The sequence below is a fragment of the Deltaproteobacteria bacterium genome (assembly GCA_003696105.1).
Taxonomy (GTDB): domain Bacteria; phylum Myxococcota_A; class Polyangia; order Haliangiales; family J016; genus J016.
The window spans coordinates 1-15,927 of record RFGE01000360.1 but is presented as its reverse complement, the minus strand read 5'-3'; the positions used below and the strand labels follow the sequence as shown (position 1 = coordinate 15,927).

Below are 15,927 nucleotides of genomic sequence, written 5' to 3'. Positions count from 1 at the left end.
CGGCCGGTAGTGCGGCCCCTGCGATGGCTGCGCCGCGGGTCTACCGGGCGGTGGCGGCGACGCCGGTGTTCCGCAAGACGGTGGACGCGGGGCCGACCGCCGAACCCAAGGTGTTCACGACCGGCGAGTTGGCGCCGGCCACTGCCGACACGGTGCTCGTGGTCACGCACGAAAGCGGCGCGTGGTGGGTCAACGACGACTGCGCGGCGGGCGAGCGCCGGTCGTGCGTGACCACCACGCGGGATGGCGGCCGCTTCGACGTGACGGTCTACGCGGCGGGGGCCGGCGCGGGCGGCACCGCGCAGGTGGCACTCGACGGCGCGCCGCTGGTCGAGGGGACCGTGCCGTTTGGCGGTACGGCGATCGACGTGGACCTGCCCGCCGGCGAGTATGCGGTGCACACCGTCCACGTGGTCGACGGCGCCGACGACACCGTGTTGCTGGCGTTCGGCGCGGACGGCGCGCCGCTTTCGCCGCTGGCAGATCGCTCGTTCGACGACGCCGCCGGCGCGGTCTACGCGCTGGCGCCGGGCGCGCGCGTCGTCGTCGGGGCGTACGCGCCGTCGACCGCCGGATGCACGGACGTCATCATCAACGACTGCACCGGCGAGACGCCCGATCGCGGGGGCTGTTCGCGGGATCGCGACGGCGACGGGCTGTCCGACCCCCTCGAGGCGGAGCTCGGCACGGACCCCGATCGCCACGACAGCGACGGCGACGGCTTGTTCGACTACTACGAGGTCATCGGCCGGCGCGCCGACGGCGCGGTCGAGGCGCTCGCGCGCTACGGAGCCAACCCGCTGCGGCGCGATCTGTTCCTCGAGCTGGACCGCACGCCGGGGGCGGCCGAACCGGATGAGCGCACGATCCGCTCGCTGGCGGCGGTGCTGCTCGACCTGCCCAACCTCGTGAGCCCAGACGGGTCGACCGGCATCCAGGTGCACGCCGACATCGGTGCTCCGTGCCCGAATCTGCCGGGCGTGTGCGGCGACTTCGGCGGCGTGGACGTGTTCTTCCCGGATACCGACGACAACTCGGTGTCCGCGTACGTGAGCGACCCCAAGCGCGTGCGCCAACACATGTCGCCGGCGCGCCGCGGGCTGTTTCACTACGGCATGCTCACGGCGGGCGGGGGCGGCCAGTCGGGGGTGGGGACGACGACCTTGTGGGCGCAGTTTTCGGAGTCGGACAAGCGCGCGCGGTATCCAGCCGTATTCATCGCCCACGAGTTGGGGCACAGCCTCGGCCTCCAGCACTGGGGGGCGTCCGTCGAAGGGGGCGCGATCAACTATCAATACGCGTACCCGAGCCTGATGAACTATGCCTTCCAGTGGGGCATCCCGGGGGCGACGTGCGGCGATTCGCGGTTCTCGCGCGGGGCGCTGCCGACGCTCGACCCGACTCGGCTGGTCGAACGCGCGGTGGCGCCGGGTGTCGACAAGTCGCAACTCGCCAATTGGCCGGCGCTGCTCGAACTCGCGGGCGCCGACGACGTGGACTTCAACCGCGACGGCCGCATCGACGACGCCCCCGTGGTGTTCGACGTGGCGCCGACCTACGTGACCTACGGCGGCTCCGACGACTGGCCGGACCAGGTGCGCGCCGGGCCGATCGGCGCGCGCGTGCCGACCGGTGGCGGCGCGCTCGTGGTCGTGCCGCACGACGAACGCGGGGTGCGCGCGACCACGTTCGCCGTGTTTCCGTTCGATCACCTCGGCGAGGTCTACCCGGAGGTGTCGATGCGCACCGACACGGTCGGCGGCGACGACGGCGAGTGGTCGCGGTGGTCGGGCGGTCGGCCGCTGCCGGGCGGCGGGTTGCCCTACGGCGAGGTCGCCGCCGCATCGGCCGGCGACCGGATCGTCGTCGTGTTCCCCGACGCCGCCGGCGCGCTGTGGTACGCGACGCTCGATCCGGCGCGCGGCGTGTTGTCCGAGTGGGCGCCGATCCCGGGCTGGCCGGCCGGCGCGCGCGCGCGCACCGCGTCCGCCGCCGCGATCGCCGGCGGCGTGACCGTCGTGTTCCGCGATCTGGACAGCGGAGGCGCGGAGTGGGACGGCGACGTGTATCTCGCTCGGCTCGACCAGGACGGCTGGTCGGCGTGGGAACGGCTGGCGCTGCCGAGCTGGACCACGCCGGGCATCGTCGAGGGGCCCGATGGGCGCGAGTACCTCGCGTTCGTCGACTCGACCGGCGGCTTCGACGGGACGATCCGGTTCGCGTACCGCGCGGCCGGCACGACCGAGCCATGGACCGTCGTGCCCGAACCGACGGTCGTCTGGTCGACCGGCTTCGACGTCGCGGGGCTCGCGCCGCGGCGCCGCACCCGGGTCAACCTCACGTTCTTGCCGTATCACACGGCCGGCGAGCCGTCGCCCGAGCCGTTCGCCGACGGCAGCGGCACGCTGGCCGTGTTCTGGACCAAGGGCCCCGCGGACGAGGACGGCCGCGGCGCGTGGTACGTGCGGCGCGCCTACGTCGAGGGCTACATCGACCGGGAGGGCCCCGCGTTTGCCGCGCGCGACGTCAAGTGGCGCGCGCAGTCGCGCTGGCGGCCGTACCTGGACGACAGCGTCGCGGTCGCGCGGCGGTTCATCGACGTAGTCGCTGCGTTCCCACAGGTCGGCGGCGATGCGGGGTGCCACCGGCTCGTACCGATCTATCTACCGCACGCCAGCGGGACGCCGTTGGGCACCGGCATCGCCCAGCGCGACACCGACGACGCGGCGATCATCGCCGACACGATGTGCACTGCCCTGTGGCAGCTCGACTACGGCGGCGCGGCGGCGTGCGTGTGTGACGGCGGGCTGTCGGTCGCGTGCGCGCCGGCGCCGGATGCGGAACCCGACTGGCCGGTGTGCGTCCCGGACGACGATCCCGACGTGCCGCGCGAGTGGGAGCTGCCGTGACGCGCGCGGTCACGCGCCGGCGAGCGGCCGCTCGGGCAGGGCGGCGAGCGACGCGCGCAGCGCGCGGGCGCCTTCGAACTGGATCGCGCGCAGGCCGACGTCGCGCGCTGCGGCGCAGTTGTCGGCGCGGTCGTCCACGAACACGCAGTCGGCCGGAGACGCTCCCAGGTGGCGGCACGCGTAGCGGAACGCCTCCGGATCGGGCTTCCGCAGGCCGGTGTCGCACGACACGAACGACCACGCCGCGTACCGGCTCACCCGCAGCTTGTCCTCGATCATCCGATACCACGGCGGGTAGTTCGACAGGATGTGCATGTCGACGCCCGCGGCGGCGAGGTCGGCGAGCAGCTCCTCCATGCCGCGCACGTACCGGTACGCGTCGCGCAGCGTGGCGACCAACCCCGCGTGGTCGTAGTCGCGTCCGTCGCGGAAGAACCGGCGCCGAAACGCATCCTCGTCGATGTCGCCGCATTCGAACGCGCACCACGTCTCGTACGACAGCTGCGGCACCAGGTCGGCGAGCGACGTGCCGAAAAACGCCGGCACCGCGTCGACGAACGGCTCCGCGACGACCGTGCCCATGGCGTCGAGCAGCAGGATCACGGGCGCATCGTAGCGTGGTATGCCTGGAGCGTGTGGAGGCCACCGGAGCGCATCAAGCACCCGCTGCCGGCCACGCGCTGGCCGACGGCAGAGGAGGCGGCGCGCGCGCGCCTGTTCCAGCCGATCGACATTGGGCCGGTGCGCGCGGAGCAGCGGACGTGGGTGCCGGCGATGGTGCCGTGGCGCGCGACCGAGGACGGCTTCGTCACCGATGCGGTGGTGGCGTGGTACCGGCGGTTCGCGCAGGGCGAACCTGGCGTGCTCGTGGTCGAGGCGACCGGCATTCGCGACGTTCCGTCCGGACCGCTGCTGCGCATCGGCCACGATCGGTTCGTGCCCGGATTGCGCCGGCTCGTGGACGCGGTGCGAGAGGCGTCCGGCGGGCGCACGCGGCTGTTCATCCAGATCATCGATTTCCTGCGGGTGCGGCGCCGCCCGCCGCGCGACCGCTATTTCGCCGAGTTTCTCGACGTGACCGATCGGCACCGCGCCGCGCTCGGGCTCGCCGGCGCGCCGGACGCCGCGGTGCGCGCCGCGCTCGCGGCACTCGACGACGACCGGCTGCGCGACGTGCTGTCGGCGCGCGAATGGGAGGACCTGCAGTACGGCTACCGCGAGCGGGTCTGGGACGTTCACCTGCCGCACATTCGCGCGCTGCCGCAGGTCCTGCCCGATCGGTTCGCGGCGGCGGCCGAGCGCGCGTTTGCCGCCGGCTTCGACGGCGTCGAACTGCACTACGCGCACGCCTACACGATGGCGTCGTTTCTGTCGGCGCTCAACACGCGCGACGACGGCTACGGGACGACGCGCGACGGCCGCCTGCGGCTGCCGCGCGAGGTGCTCGAGCGCGTGCGCGCGCGCGTCGGCGCGGGCCGGTGCGTCGGCGTCCGCCTGCTCGGCGACGAGATCGTCGACGGCGGCAGTCGCGTCGACGACGCAGCGTACTTTTCCGTCGAGTTGGCTCGCGCCGGCGCCGACTACATCTCGGTGAGCGTCGGCGGCAAGTTTGAGGACGCCGCGCAGCCGAAGGTCGGCTGGGCCGTGTATCCGTACACGGGGCGCAGCGGCTACGAGTGCATGCCGACGGTGTACTCGGACGCGCGCGGTCCCTTCGGCCGGAACCGGCCGTATGCGGCGCGGATCCGCGCGGCGCTGCGCGCGGCCGGGCTGGCGACGCCGGTGGTGGCGGCCGGCGGCATCGGCACGTTCGAGCTGGCCGAGGCCGTCCTGCAACGCGGCGACGCCGACATCGTCGCGGCGGCCCGCGCGACGCTCGCCGATCCGGACTGGTTCCGCAAGACGAGGCTGGGGCGCGGCGACGAGGTGCGCCGGTGCCACTACACCAACTACTGCGAGGCGCTCGACCAGCAGCACAAGCCGGTGACGTGCAAGCTGTGGGACCGCACCCGGCTGGACGAGCCGGGGGTCATGCTCGATCCGACCGGGCGCCGCCGGCTCGTCGCGCCGCCGTGGTCGCCGTGATCCGGCGGCGCCGCGACGGGGTGCCGCCGGCTCGCGGCGCCGCGGCCGCGCGCTGCCGGTCGTGCCGCCGCGGTCGCGCGTACGCGTCGACGGCAACCGCGATCGGGTGCGCGCGCCGCGTCTGAGGCGCGCTCGCCGCCCGGGCGAGCGCGCACGCCGGCGGCAACTAAAGTGGCCGCCACCGGCGGCCAGCGGGATGTCGCACGCGTATCGAAGCTCGCAACCGCGCGCGCAAACGTTGGTTCGCTCACTGCGATTGCGCGCGCGCGATTGGCCCTGGACTTGCTTTGTCCACCGCCATGCGTCCCCATCGCACGTTGTTCGTCACCGGTGCCACCGGCTTCGTCGGAAGCGCCCTCACCCTCGAGCTGTTGCGCGTTCGCCCGTGGGATCGTGCGCTGTGCCTGGTGCGCGCACCCGACGTCGCCCAGGCCCAACGGCGGCTCGCGACCGCGCTGCGCCGGGCCGCCGATGCGTACGGCGTGTCGCGCGCCGACGTCGCGTCGGCGATCGCGCGCGCCTCGGCGATGCCCGGCGACCTGACCGCGCCGGGGCTCGGCCTGTCCGACGGCGACCGCCAGCGGTTGCGGGCCGCCGCACCGGTCGTCGTGTGGCACTGCGCGGCGTCGCTCGACGACAGCGAGCGGCGACTGCGCACGATCGTCGCGCACAACGTCGGCGGAACCGAGCGCGTCGTCGAACTCGCGCTCGAGATGGGCGCGCGGGCGGTCAACCACGTGTCGACCGCGTACGTCGCGGGCCGCACGGTCGGCGTGGTGGCCGAGACCATCGCGCGGCCCCGCGGATTCGCCAACCGCTACGAGCAGTCGAAGCACTACGCCGAGGCGATCGTGCGCGACCATTGCGAGCGCGCCGGCGTCCCGTACCGCATCTTGCGGCCCGGCATCGTCGTCGGCCACTCGCACACGGGCCGCGCGACTGCGTACACCGGCCTGCTCGGCTGGGTGCTCAAGATCGCGGCGCTCGACAAGCAATCGGGCGGGCGTCTCCGGCGCCAGGTGCTTCGCTATGTCGCGCGTCCCGACGCCGAGGTCAACATCATCCCGATCAACGCGGTGATCGACGACTGCATCGGCATCGACGCGGCAGGGCCGCGCACCTACGGGCACGTGTTCCACCTGACGAATACGGCCGCGCCGACGGTGCGGTGGGTGTGCGACATGACGGCGCGTGCGCTCGGCCTGTACGGCATCGAGATCGTCGACCGAGACGACGACCTCGACCCGCTGTCGCAGACGTTTCATCGGTGGACGCGGTTCGAGCGCCCCTACGTGACGGGCCGCAAGCAGTTTTCGCGGGATGTGTCGCGCGAGCTGTACGCCAGCGCGCGCCACGGCCACTGTCCGATCGACGAGGAACTGTACCGCCGGATGGTCGCGCTGGCGGTCGCCGACTGGCGGCGGCGCGTCGCCGCGAGCCGGGGGGCCGCATGACCCGGGCGCTCGCGGCCGTCGCCGTCGTCGCCGCCGCGGCGCCGGCCGTGGCCGGTCAGCCCAAGGGCGGCGCGCGGGAATCGGCCCAGGCGATCGTCGCGGCGATGATCGACCGCGATCCGCTCGGCTACGGCGGCGCCGAGGCGAAGGTGACGATGGTCCTCGTCGACGCGCGCGGTCACCGGCGCGAGCGCACGCTGGTGATGCGCAGCCGCACCGACGGCGACACGCGCTATGCGTTCGTGCGCTTCGTCGCGCCGCACGACGTCGCGGGCACCGCATTTTTGGGCGTGGATGCCGGCGGCGAGCGCACGCAGCACCTGTTTCTGCCGGCGCTGCACCGCACCCGCCGCATCTCGTCGTCGCAGCGCAACGCGAGCTTCGTCGGCACCGACTACAGCTACGCGGACATGGACCTGCGCGACGTCGAAGACGCCGCTGCGCGCCGGCGCGCCGACGAGCGCGTCGGCGGCCGCGACTGCTACGTGATCGAGGCGCGGCCGGCGTCGTCGGACAGCGAGTACGCGCGCATCGACCTGTGGATCGACAAGGAGTCGCTGTTGCCGCTGCGCATGCAGTTCTTCGGCGACGGCGGGCGGGAGATCAAGCGCTTTGCGGCGCGCAAGCTCGACCGCGTCGACGGCCGATGGGTGATCCTCGAGTCGAAGATGGTCGACTTGCGCCGGCAGCACGCGACCGTGTTGCGGGTCGACCACATCGACTTGCGCGACGACATTCCGCTGGAGCGGTTCACCGTTCGCGCGCTGGAGCGGGAGTAGCGCGGTGGCCGGCCGGGGCATCGCGGCGGGGCTCGCGCTCGCGGCGGTGCTGGCGCCGGTGCCGGCAAACAGCGGCGCGCCGGCTGGCGACTCGGCTGGCGACTCGGCTGGCGAACCGGACGGCGCGCCGCCGGGGCCGATCGTCATCGACGACGACTTCGCCGACGTCGGCCCGGCGGTTGCGCCCGCGCCGGCCGACGAGGCGCCGGCCGACGACCCGGGCGCGCATCGCGCGCAGGTCGAGGTGCGCGCGGAAGCGTTCGCCCGCGCGATCGTCGACGTCGTGCAGGATCCCGCCCCGCCGGCGGCGGAACCCGGCGCGCCGGTCGCCGGTGAGGACGTGCTCGCGTTTCGCTGGCACGGTCGCGGCGAGGGCGTGCGCCGGCTCGGCGGCCGGGCCAAGGTCAAGGTGGCCGTGCGGTTCGACGCGGACGCGGCGTTCGACGCCGACGCGCGCGCGTCGACGGAGCGCTACGAGGCGCACGTGTGGGACACCTACGTGGACCTGTACTCGCGCTGGTTGGATCTGCGCGTGGGCAACCAGTTCATCGCGTGGGGGACGGCCGATCTGCTCAGCCCGAACGACGTGGTCGACGCGCGCGACCTGCGGCGCGGGTTCCTGGCGCACCCGGAGGACGTGCGGTGGCCGGTGTTCGCCGCGACCGCGGCGGTCCACCGCGGCGCGGCCGAGGCGCAGCTCGTGTACCTGCCGGTCGCCCCGGCGCACCGATTCGAACTCGTCGACGGCGACTACGCGCTGCTCGGCCCGAACGCGCCCACGGCGGTCGAGCGCCGGGTCGGCGCCATCGTGGCGGCGCTCGCCGACGATCCGCGATTCGCGCCGGCCCTGCAGCCGATCGTCGCGATCGGCGATCCGCCGGATCGCGGGGTGGGCAGCGGCGAGGTCGGCGGCCGGTTGGCCGTAACGACCGCGGCCGTGGATGCGTACGCGTTCGCGCTGTGGGGCCACGAGCGGTCTCCCCGCATCGACGTGGCCGGCGACCTGCGCGCGCTGTTCGCCGATGCGGGCGACGCGCTGGCGGTCGACGCGGTCGCGGCGCGGGTGCAGCAGCTCGCCGAGCGCGGCGAAGCGGCGGTGACGGCGAGCTACCCGCGGCGGTGGCACCTCGGCGCGGCCGTGGCGACGCGGGTCGATCCGATCGGCGTCAAAGTCGACGTCGGTTACGACCCGGGCGCGACGGCGTTGCTGGTGTCGTCGCCGGCCGACGGCCTGCTGCTGGCGACGCCGCGCGCGCGCGACCGCATCGCGGGTACGGTCTCGATCGACTACGACCGGGGCGAGGAGCTGTCGGCGGTGTTCGAGCTGTCGCACGCGCGCGTGCTCGGCGTGCCGGCTGGCGCCCGCGTGTTCCAGTTCGACGGCGCGCACCAGACGGTGGCGGCGACGCAGCTGCGGTGGGCGCCGCGCGGCGTGCCGGTGCGGTTCGAGCTGCTCGCGTTCGCCGAGCTGCGCGATGAGCCGGGTTACGCCGTGCGCCCGGCCGTGGAGCTGTCCGGCCACGACCACATCGCGGTGGAGGTCGCCGCCCTCGTGTACGGCGGCCCGCCGGACACGCTCGCCGGCACGCAGGCGCGCAACGACGCGGTGTCGCTCACCGTGCGTTACGGGTGGTAGCGTCGGCGTCGACCGCCAGCAGCAGCGCCGGGGTCACCAGCAGGTCCGCGACGAGCGCGAACGCCACCGTCGCGGCCGTCAACACGCCGAAGTAGGCCAGGGATTGAACGCTCGCGAACGCGAGCACCGAGAAGCCGGCGATCAGCAGCACGGAGGTCGCGACGACCGCGTGGCCGGCGTGGCGCATGGTCGCCTCGACGGCCGAGGTCGGCGTGGCGCCGGGCTGTCGCCGCTCGTGCCGGTAGCGAAACAGGATGTGGCAGGTGTCGTTGACGGCGATACCGATTGCGATCGAGGCGATCAATACGGTGGCCACGTCGAGGCGAATTCCGCAGTACCCCATCAGGCCGAGCGTCATCAGCGCCGGCAGGAGGTTGGGTACGAGAGCCACGACGCCGAGCTTGACCGACCGCAACAGAGCGACGAGCACGAGGGCGACCGCGACCAGACAGAGCGCGAAGCTGCGCAGCTGCGTTTCGGTGATGTACTGAATGATGCGCACGTACAGCGGCAGGTAGCCGGCCGCGCGGACGTCGGCGCGATCGCCGAGTGCGCCGCGCGCGGCGGCCTCGGCGTCGCGCACGATCGCGGCGATGCCGCGCGCGGTCGGCAGACCGGTGCGCGCGGTGATGTGGGTGCGCCGCTGCGGCGGGTCGACCAGCGCGTCGAGCGTGTCGCGGCCATCGGCGGAAAACGAGTAGGTCAACAGTTCCTCGGCGACCACGCGCGCGTCGCCGGGGATCGCGTAGGCGGTCGGGTCGCCGTCCATGTACACCTGATGAACGCGCTTGACGATCTCCGGCAGGCCGGTGACCCGGGACACGGCGGGATGGGCCTCGACCGCGCGCTCGGCGCGGTCGAGCGCGCGCAGCAGCTCGGGGCGGACGACGCCGCCGTCTGCGCGGGCGTCGACTTCGAGCTCCAGCGGCACGTAGGGGCCGAAGTGCCGCTCGATCGCGGCGTGGTCGCGCCGCACCGGGTGATCCTCGTCGAGGAACCCGATCGTGTACGTGTCGACGTCGAGGCGCGCAATTCCGGCGGCCGAGATCGCGAACACGGCCAACGTGCCGGCGAGGACGGCGCCGCGGCGGTCGCGCGCGACGCGATACAGCGCAGCCGTCGCCCGCGCGACGATGTCGCCGCCGGCGCGCCGCGGTGCGGCGCCCCCGAACCGGACGACCGCCGGCACGCCGATTGCGAACACGCTCGCCAGGCCCACGGCCAGACCGGCGGCCGCGAGCCAACCGAGATCGCGGACGGCCGCCAGCGGCGCGCTCGCCAGCGCCGAAAACCCGATCGCATCGGTGACGGTGTTGACCGCGCACGGCGCGGCGATGACCGCCATGGCCGCCAGCGCCCGCCGGCCGCCGCCGGTCCCGGCGTCGATCAGGTGGACCAGGTCCATCAGGCCTACGGTGATGAGCAGCGTCGGCAGCGCCCCGGTGACCATGTTGAGGTCGCGCCCGGCCCAGCCGGCGATGCCCAGGGTCGCGACCACGGTCACCGTCGCGACCGCCGCGCCGACCGCGACCCACACCCACCGGCCGAACAGCAGCCACAACCCGCCGAGCAGCACCAGATACGACAGCGTCACGAACACCGCCGAGTCGCGCATCGACGCGGCGTTCAGTCCGTCGTAGACGACGCCGAGCCCGCCGATGTGGGCCGTGGCGCCGCCGGACCGCAACGTGTCGTCCACGATCGCGCGAATGTCGGCGAGCAGATCGGATCGGACCGCGTCGAAGTCGTCGACCACGCGCGGTTCGACGAGGATCAGCGTGGTGCGCTCGTCGCGGCCGATCACCACGCCGCGAAACGCGGGATCCGCTTCCACCCGGGCGCGCACCCGCTCCGCCTCCTCGGGGGTGACCGGCCCGTCGCCGAGCAGCGGCTCGATGTCGATCGCGCCGGCCGAGCCGGAAACGTGCAGTCCGCGGGTGATGCTGTTGACGCGGCGCACGAGCGGGTGTTCGGCGAGCCGATCGCTCGCGGCGCGCACCCGCTCGAGCGCGGCGGGCGCATATGCGCTGTCGGGGGCGACCGCGGCGATGACCACGATTTCGTCGTTGCCGAACCGCTCGCGGTAGGCATCGTACGCGGCCAGCGCCGGATCTCCGTCGACGAACCAGACGTCGAGCGAGTTGTCGACGCGAATCGTTCGCGCCATGGCGCCGAGTCCGAGCGCCGCGCACACCACGCTGGCGATCGCGACGCGCCGGCGGCGGTGCAGGGCGGACAGCCAGCGCTCCGCGCGGGTCATCGCCGCGACTCCAGGTGGAAGCTGCCGTAGACGAATGCGAGGTCGCGCGCGTGCAGCTCCGCGGCGACCTCGTCGTGGCTGTCGACCCGATCGGCGAGGCTGTCCGGACGCCGCCGCGGGACGAGCAGGTTCCAGTAGACCCACCGGCCACCCGGGCGCGCGACGCGCGCGATCGTGCGCACCAGCTGCTCGTGATGGTCGGCGCTCACCCACTCGAACAGGTCCGACAGGTACAGCGCCGACAGGGCGCCGTCCGGCAGCCCTTCGAGGTAGGACTCGACGTCGCCGCGGACGATGCGGATGCGGTCGGCCGCGGCGCGCAGCGCGTCGAAGTGGCGCTCGCGCAAATAGATCGGCCCGCGCGACAGATCGGGGTAGTGGCCGAGCAGCGCGTACTGCAGGAAGTGATTGTCTGCCGGGTCGGTGGCGACGATCGCCCGGTTCGTGCGGCGCAAGAACTCGCGGCCGACGTCGTCGCGGTCCACGTAGGTGAAGAACGCCGGATCGCGGCCGAGTCGCGCCATCACCGCTCGGCCGAAGAACACGGTAAACAGCGCGCGCCAGCGCCGGTTGTTCCACGTGTCGGCGCAAAACCGCGCGCGCTCGTCTGGATCGGACAGGGCGAACAGGCGGGCGACCGTGTCGGCGCGGTGGATGAGCGGCAGCACCCGCCTGCGAAACAACTGAAGATATCGCTGGAACCGTCCGCAGTGGATGACGCCGTCGGCGAGCAGGCGCTCGTTGGCGTCGAAATAACGGCGCGCACCGTCCGGTAGTTCGCGGCGCACGCGGTCGCGGTAGAGTGCGACCCGGTCGGCGCACGGTCGCGCGCCGAGGAACGCGACGTAGCGGTCCCACGACAGTGTGCGCAGCGCCGCGATCTTGAGTTCGAGCAGCGCGTTTTGCGCGGCGGAAAAGTCGATCGCGGTGACGCGGCGGGGGCGCGCTAGCGCGAGCGCGAGCGCGTTGTCGCCGGCGGACGTGACGCACAGCAGGTCGTCGTCGGGGCCGAGCGCGAGCGCCTCGGCGGCGATGACCGGATCTTCCCAGCACTGGCTGTAGACGATGCGCTGGAACACGGCGGCGTGCTGAATCGTGGATCTCACCGGGCGTACCTCTGTCGGATGGCGTGATGGTCGAGCTTGGCGCGGTGGCGCGGGTCGACGGGGAGGCTGCGGGCGAACGTGATCGCCGCGTCCGGGATACCGGCGGCGGCAAGCGCCGCGGCCAGCGGCCGGCGCGCGCGGCGGCGCCCCTGGACGACGAGTCGCGGCCGGCCGCCGCGGTCGGCGATCAGCGCCGCCCGGTCGACGCCGGGCACGGTGCGCGCGACCGCCTCGACGGCCGACGAGTAGCGCGCGCCGTCGCCGACGCGGACGGCGTCGCCGATGCGGCCGACGAGCCACAGCCGGCCGCGGTCGTCGAAATACGCGGCGTCGCCGGTGCGATGCCACACGCGGCCGCGTTCGTCGGTTACCTTGGTCGCGCGTTCGGCGTCGCGGTTTCGCCAGTAGCGCTCGTTGACGTGGGGCCCGGCGACGGCGACCTCGCCGACCTCGCCGGGTGGGACGCACAGCCCGGCGAGCCCCTCCGGCCCGACCGCCAGCGGGCCCGCCGTCGGGCGCAGCAAACGCACGTCGACCTGCGGAACCGGTCGGCCCGCGCACAGGCCGCGGCCGGCGCGCGTGGCGGCCGCCAGGTCGCCGCACACGTCGGCCGCATCGATCGTCGCGATCGGTTCGGCCTCGGTGCTGCCGTAGACGACGAGCATCGACGCGCCCCTCGGCAACCGCTCCGCCGCCCGTTCGCACAGGTCGACCGGCACGGGCGCACCGCCGGTGATGACGCGCCGGACGGTCGCGAGCGCGGCGCGCGGTGCGGCTGAGACCACCGGCTGCAGGAACGCCGGCGAGCCCGACACCACGGTGACGCCGCGCGCGACGAGATCGCGCGCGACGCGATCGCGGTGCACGCGGTCGACGCCGCGGCCCAGCGGCGGGATGACGACCGTGTGCCCGGACGCGAGCCCCGACAGCGCGACGATCGCGAACGCGGTCATGTGCACCTCGCGCGGTCGCTGCGGGGCGACCATGTGCTCGATCGCGGCGTGCTGCGCGGCCAACAGCGCGTGGGACCGCGCGACGGCTTTCGGCGTGCCGGTCGTGCCGCTCGAAAACGTGAGCAGCGCCGGGTCGTGCGGCTGCACGGTCGCCCGCGGTGCGCGCGCCCCGCGGCCGTCGGCTTCCACGTCGGACAGCGCGACGGCGGCGACCGTGCGGGCCACCCCGCGGCTCGCGGTGGCGATCGCCACCGGCACCCGCGCCACCTCGGCGAATGCCGCGCGCAAGGCGTGCGCGCGCGGCACGCCGATGAAGGCCGCCGGTGCGGCCGCGCCGATCGCACGCGCGATGTCGCGCGCGGACGACCGCGGTTCGACGAACGCCGCGATCGCTCCGAGCGATACGATCGCGACGACGGCGACGTACAGGTCGGGGCTCATCGGCACGAGCACGGCGACGCGATCGCCGCGGCCGACGCCGCGCGCGGCGAGGCCCGCCGCCAACGCGGTGGCTCGCTCGGCGAGTTCCCCGTAGCGGACGACCCGGTCGCCGGCCACGAGCGCGGGGCGATCGGGCGCGGTCCGGGCGTGGCGCAACACCAACTCGTGCGCCAGCGGCGCGAAACCGCCGTTGCCGACGCTACACACTGCGACCATAGAGCGCGTACTCCTTGATGCAGGTCTCCGGCCGCGCCCAGCCCATCCGGGCCGGAGGCCCGTCGGCGTGCATGAGCCAGCCGGCGAAGTGGTCGTAGCCCGCTGCGAGTCCGATGCGAAGCCACGCGTGCATGATCAACTCGTAGACGCCGCGACCGCGGTGTGCCGGTGCGACCGCGAGCGTCTTGCCGACGAGCGTGCGGCGGCCGGCCACCGTCGCCGGGAAGGTGAAGAAAAACCCGGCGATGTCGCCGGCCGGGCCGATCGCCACGGGCGAGGTGGCTTCGCCCGCCGCGATCCACTCGGGTGGGTACAGGGCGTCGAACTCGTCGCGATCGATCGGCGCAAACAAGAATGCGCGCGAGAACGCCGCGAGCGCGACCTCGTACAGCGAGCCGGCGTCCGCGGCGCGCAGCCGGCGGACGCGGTAGCCGTTGCGTTCGGCGTCGCGCGCGCGCGGCGCGAACCGCGCCGCGATCGACTCGGGGTCCGGCAACCAGTTCGAGCAGTAGCGCGCGATGCGTTCGAAGCCGGCGGCCTGCCACTGCCGGGGCGCGCGCGGCGGGTTGTCGGGGTCGCCGGGCACCCACCCGGCGTCGTCGCCGGCGGTCGTGAACCGGCAGAGGTGCCACGTCGACAGCGCGATCGGGCCGCACACCCGCGCGCAGCCGCGCGCGCGAAGGTGCGCGCAGCCGGCGGCCAGCAGCTCGGCCGCGACGGCGTCGTCGTCGACGCACGCGTACGCGCCGAGCAGGCCGATCGGCCGGCCGGTGTCGTCGCGCAGGTGGGGATTGACGATGGCGGCGACGCGGCCGCGGCGCCCCGCCGCCAGCAGGGTCACGTCGTACCGGTCCCGCCCGGGAAAGTCCGGCGCGAGCAACCGCGCCGCGTCCGCGCGCGGCGAATCGCCCTCGGCTTCCGCCACGGCGCGGCCAACCTGGCAGAAGGTGTCGAGGGTCGTCGGCGATGGACGGGACACGCGCCGACCGAGTGCAATGGCGGTGCCACGCGCTCGCTGGCGCGGAGATTGCTCCGTCGACTCGACGTGACACGACGAGTCCCCTTCCAACCCGGTTCACCGACGCCGCCACGCGAAATCGATGCGAGCGCCACTACACGTGAAACGGCTACGCCTGTAACGCCGCGATGCCACGCGGTGGCGCCTGCGGCTGCGGCGACAACTGAAGTTGCCGCCACCGCGCGACACGTTGGCGCGATCCGAACAGCCGTCATCGTCGTTCACGAGCGGGCGCCGAACGCTCGCGCCGCGCGGTGGCGGCCGCTGTTTCAGGCGGTGCTCGGCGACGGCGTGACGATCACCGAATGCCGCGTTCGCAGCGCCGAGGCCGCGCGCGCCGCCGCGCGCGGCGCGGCCGCGTGGAACACCGACCTCGTGATCGCGGTCGGCGGTGACGGCACCGTCAACGCGTGCGTCAACGGCATCGGCGACGCACCCACGCGGCTGGCCGTCGTGCCGGCGGGCACGGCCAACGATCTGGCGCGGGTGCTCGGCCAGCGGCCCGGCGCGGCCGCGGCCGCGGTCGACTTGCAGCGCGGCGAGCGCCGCGACATCGACGCGATCGACGTCGACGGGGTGCGGTTCTACTCGGCCGGCGGGCTCGGGTGGGTTGCGGACGTCGCCGACCTCGCCAACCGCCTGCGCGCGGGGTCGCGCCTGCGCCGCTGGGCCGTCGGCGCGATCGGATCGCTGCTGTACACGGTCGCCTGCGTGGCCGTCATCCTGTTCGGCCGGTCGCTCGGCGCGCGCTACCGCATTCGCTATCGGGACGCCGCGTCCGGCGACGAGCGCACGCGCGAGGTCGACGCGTACGGCATGCTCGTCGCCAACTGCGACCGCGTCGGCAAGGCGTTTTTCCTCGCACCGGTGTCGCGCGTCGACGACGGTCGCTACGAGCTGATCGTCTTTCCGCGCACGACGCGGCTGCGGCTACTGCGCCAGGTGCTCGCCGCACAGCGCGGCCGCATGTTCGACTTCCCCGACATGGAGTGGATCCAGGTGACCTGCGCGCACATCGACTGCGATCGACCCCAGCGGTTCTTTGGCGACGGCGAGATCCTCGCCGTCGG

10 protein-coding genes and 1 pseudogene are annotated in these 15,927 nt (G+C 73.8%); 5 read left to right on the top strand and 6 right to left on the bottom strand.

Annotated elements, in window-relative coordinates:
• Window positions 1–23: 23 nt before the first annotated feature.
• Complete coding sequence (locus D6689_22370) at window positions 24–2,909, top strand: hypothetical protein (GenBank protein RMH36523.1); 2,886 nt, start codon at window positions 24–26, stop codon at window positions 2,907–2,909.
• Between the two features lie 9 nt (window positions 2,910–2,918).
• On the opposite strand, the gene D6689_22365 is transcribed toward D6689_22370, so the two are convergent.
• The gene (locus D6689_22365) at window positions 2,919–3,512 is read right to left on the bottom strand and encodes an HAD family hydrolase (protein ID RMH36522.1); all 594 of its coding nucleotides are present in this window, start codon (window positions 3,510–3,512) and stop codon (window positions 2,919–2,921) included.
• A 30-nt stretch (window positions 3,513–3,542) separates the two neighbouring features.
• Here D6689_22365 and D6689_22360 point away from each other — a divergent pair, with 30 nt between their 5' ends.
• The 3 genes from D6689_22360 to D6689_22350 all read left to right on the top strand — a co-directional run bounded on the left by D6689_22360 (window position 3,543) and on the right by D6689_22350 (window position 7,227).
• Window positions 3,543–4,994: an NADH:flavin oxidoreductase gene (locus D6689_22360; protein RMH36521.1), complete on the top strand. Its 1,452-nt coding sequence runs from the start codon at window positions 3,543–3,545 to the stop codon at window positions 4,992–4,994.
• Between the two features lie 299 nt (window positions 4,995–5,293).
• Window positions 5,294–6,448 carry an NAD-dependent epimerase/dehydratase family protein gene (locus D6689_22355; GenBank protein RMH36520.1) on the top strand — a complete coding sequence of 385 codons (1,155 nt, stop codon included), beginning with the start codon at window positions 5,294–5,296 and terminating at the stop codon, window positions 6,446–6,448.
• Entirely contained in the window at window positions 6,445–7,227 is a 783-nt protein-coding gene (locus tag D6689_22350; protein RMH36519.1) for an outer membrane lipoprotein-sorting protein, read from the top strand. The genes D6689_22355 and D6689_22350 overlap by 4 nt, the downstream gene beginning before the upstream one ends.
• 143 nt (window positions 7,228–7,370) lie before the next feature.
• On the opposite strand, the pseudogene D6689_22345 reads toward D6689_22350, so the two are convergent.
• From D6689_22345 to D6689_22325, 5 genes and pseudogenes are all read right to left on the bottom strand, one after another.
• Window positions 7,371–7,574, bottom strand: a pseudogene (locus tag D6689_22345) (hypothetical protein).
• Window positions 7,575–8,840: 1,266 nt separating this feature from the next.
• Window positions 8,841–11,123 (bottom strand): hypothetical protein, encoded by a 2,283-nt coding sequence (locus D6689_22340; GenBank protein RMH36518.1) that lies wholly within the window; start codon window positions 11,121–11,123, stop codon window positions 8,841–8,843.
• Complete coding sequence (locus tag D6689_22335; protein ID RMH36517.1) at window positions 11,120–12,229, bottom strand: DUF3419 family protein; 1,110 nt, start codon at window positions 12,227–12,229, stop codon at window positions 11,120–11,122. The genes D6689_22340 and D6689_22335 overlap by 4 nt, the downstream gene beginning before the upstream one ends.
• Window positions 12,226–13,839: a hypothetical protein gene (locus D6689_22330; GenBank protein ID RMH36516.1), complete on the bottom strand. Its 1,614-nt coding sequence runs from the start codon at window positions 13,837–13,839 to the stop codon at window positions 12,226–12,228. Before D6689_22330 ends, D6689_22335 begins: the two co-directional genes overlap by 4 nt.
• Window positions 13,823–14,764, bottom strand: a complete 942-nt coding sequence (locus D6689_22325; GenBank protein RMH36515.1) for a hypothetical protein — start codon at window positions 14,762–14,764, stop codon at window positions 13,823–13,825. The genes D6689_22330 and D6689_22325 overlap by 17 nt, the downstream gene beginning before the upstream one ends.
• A gap of 231 nt (window positions 14,765–14,995) precedes the next feature.
• Between D6689_22325 and D6689_22320 the strand changes: the two genes are divergently transcribed.
• Window positions 14,996–15,927, top strand: a 932-nt coding sequence (locus tag D6689_22320) for a hypothetical protein (protein ID RMH36514.1), incomplete at its 3' end; no start/stop codon positions are given.

Bases quoted from the DNA above. Each gene is read 5' to 3' on its own strand.
- D6689_22370 (RMH36523.1), top strand. From the start codon at position 24: ATGGCTGCGCCGCGGGTCTACCGGGCGGTGGCGGCGACGCCGGTGTTC.
- D6689_22355 (RMH36520.1), top strand. From the start codon at position 5,294: ATGCGTCCCCATCGCACGTTGTTCGTCACCGGTGCCACCGGCTTCGTC.
- D6689_22350 (RMH36519.1), top strand. From the start codon at position 6,445: ATGACCCGGGCGCTCGCGGCCGTCGCCGTCGTCGCCGCCGCGGCGCCG.
- D6689_22340 (RMH36518.1), bottom strand. From the start codon at position 11,123: ATGACCCGCGCGGAGCGCTGGCTGTCCGCCCTGCACCGCCGCCGGCGC.
- D6689_22330 (RMH36516.1), bottom strand. From the start codon at position 13,839: ATGGTCGCAGTGTGTAGCGTCGGCAACGGCGGTTTCGCGCCGCTGGCG.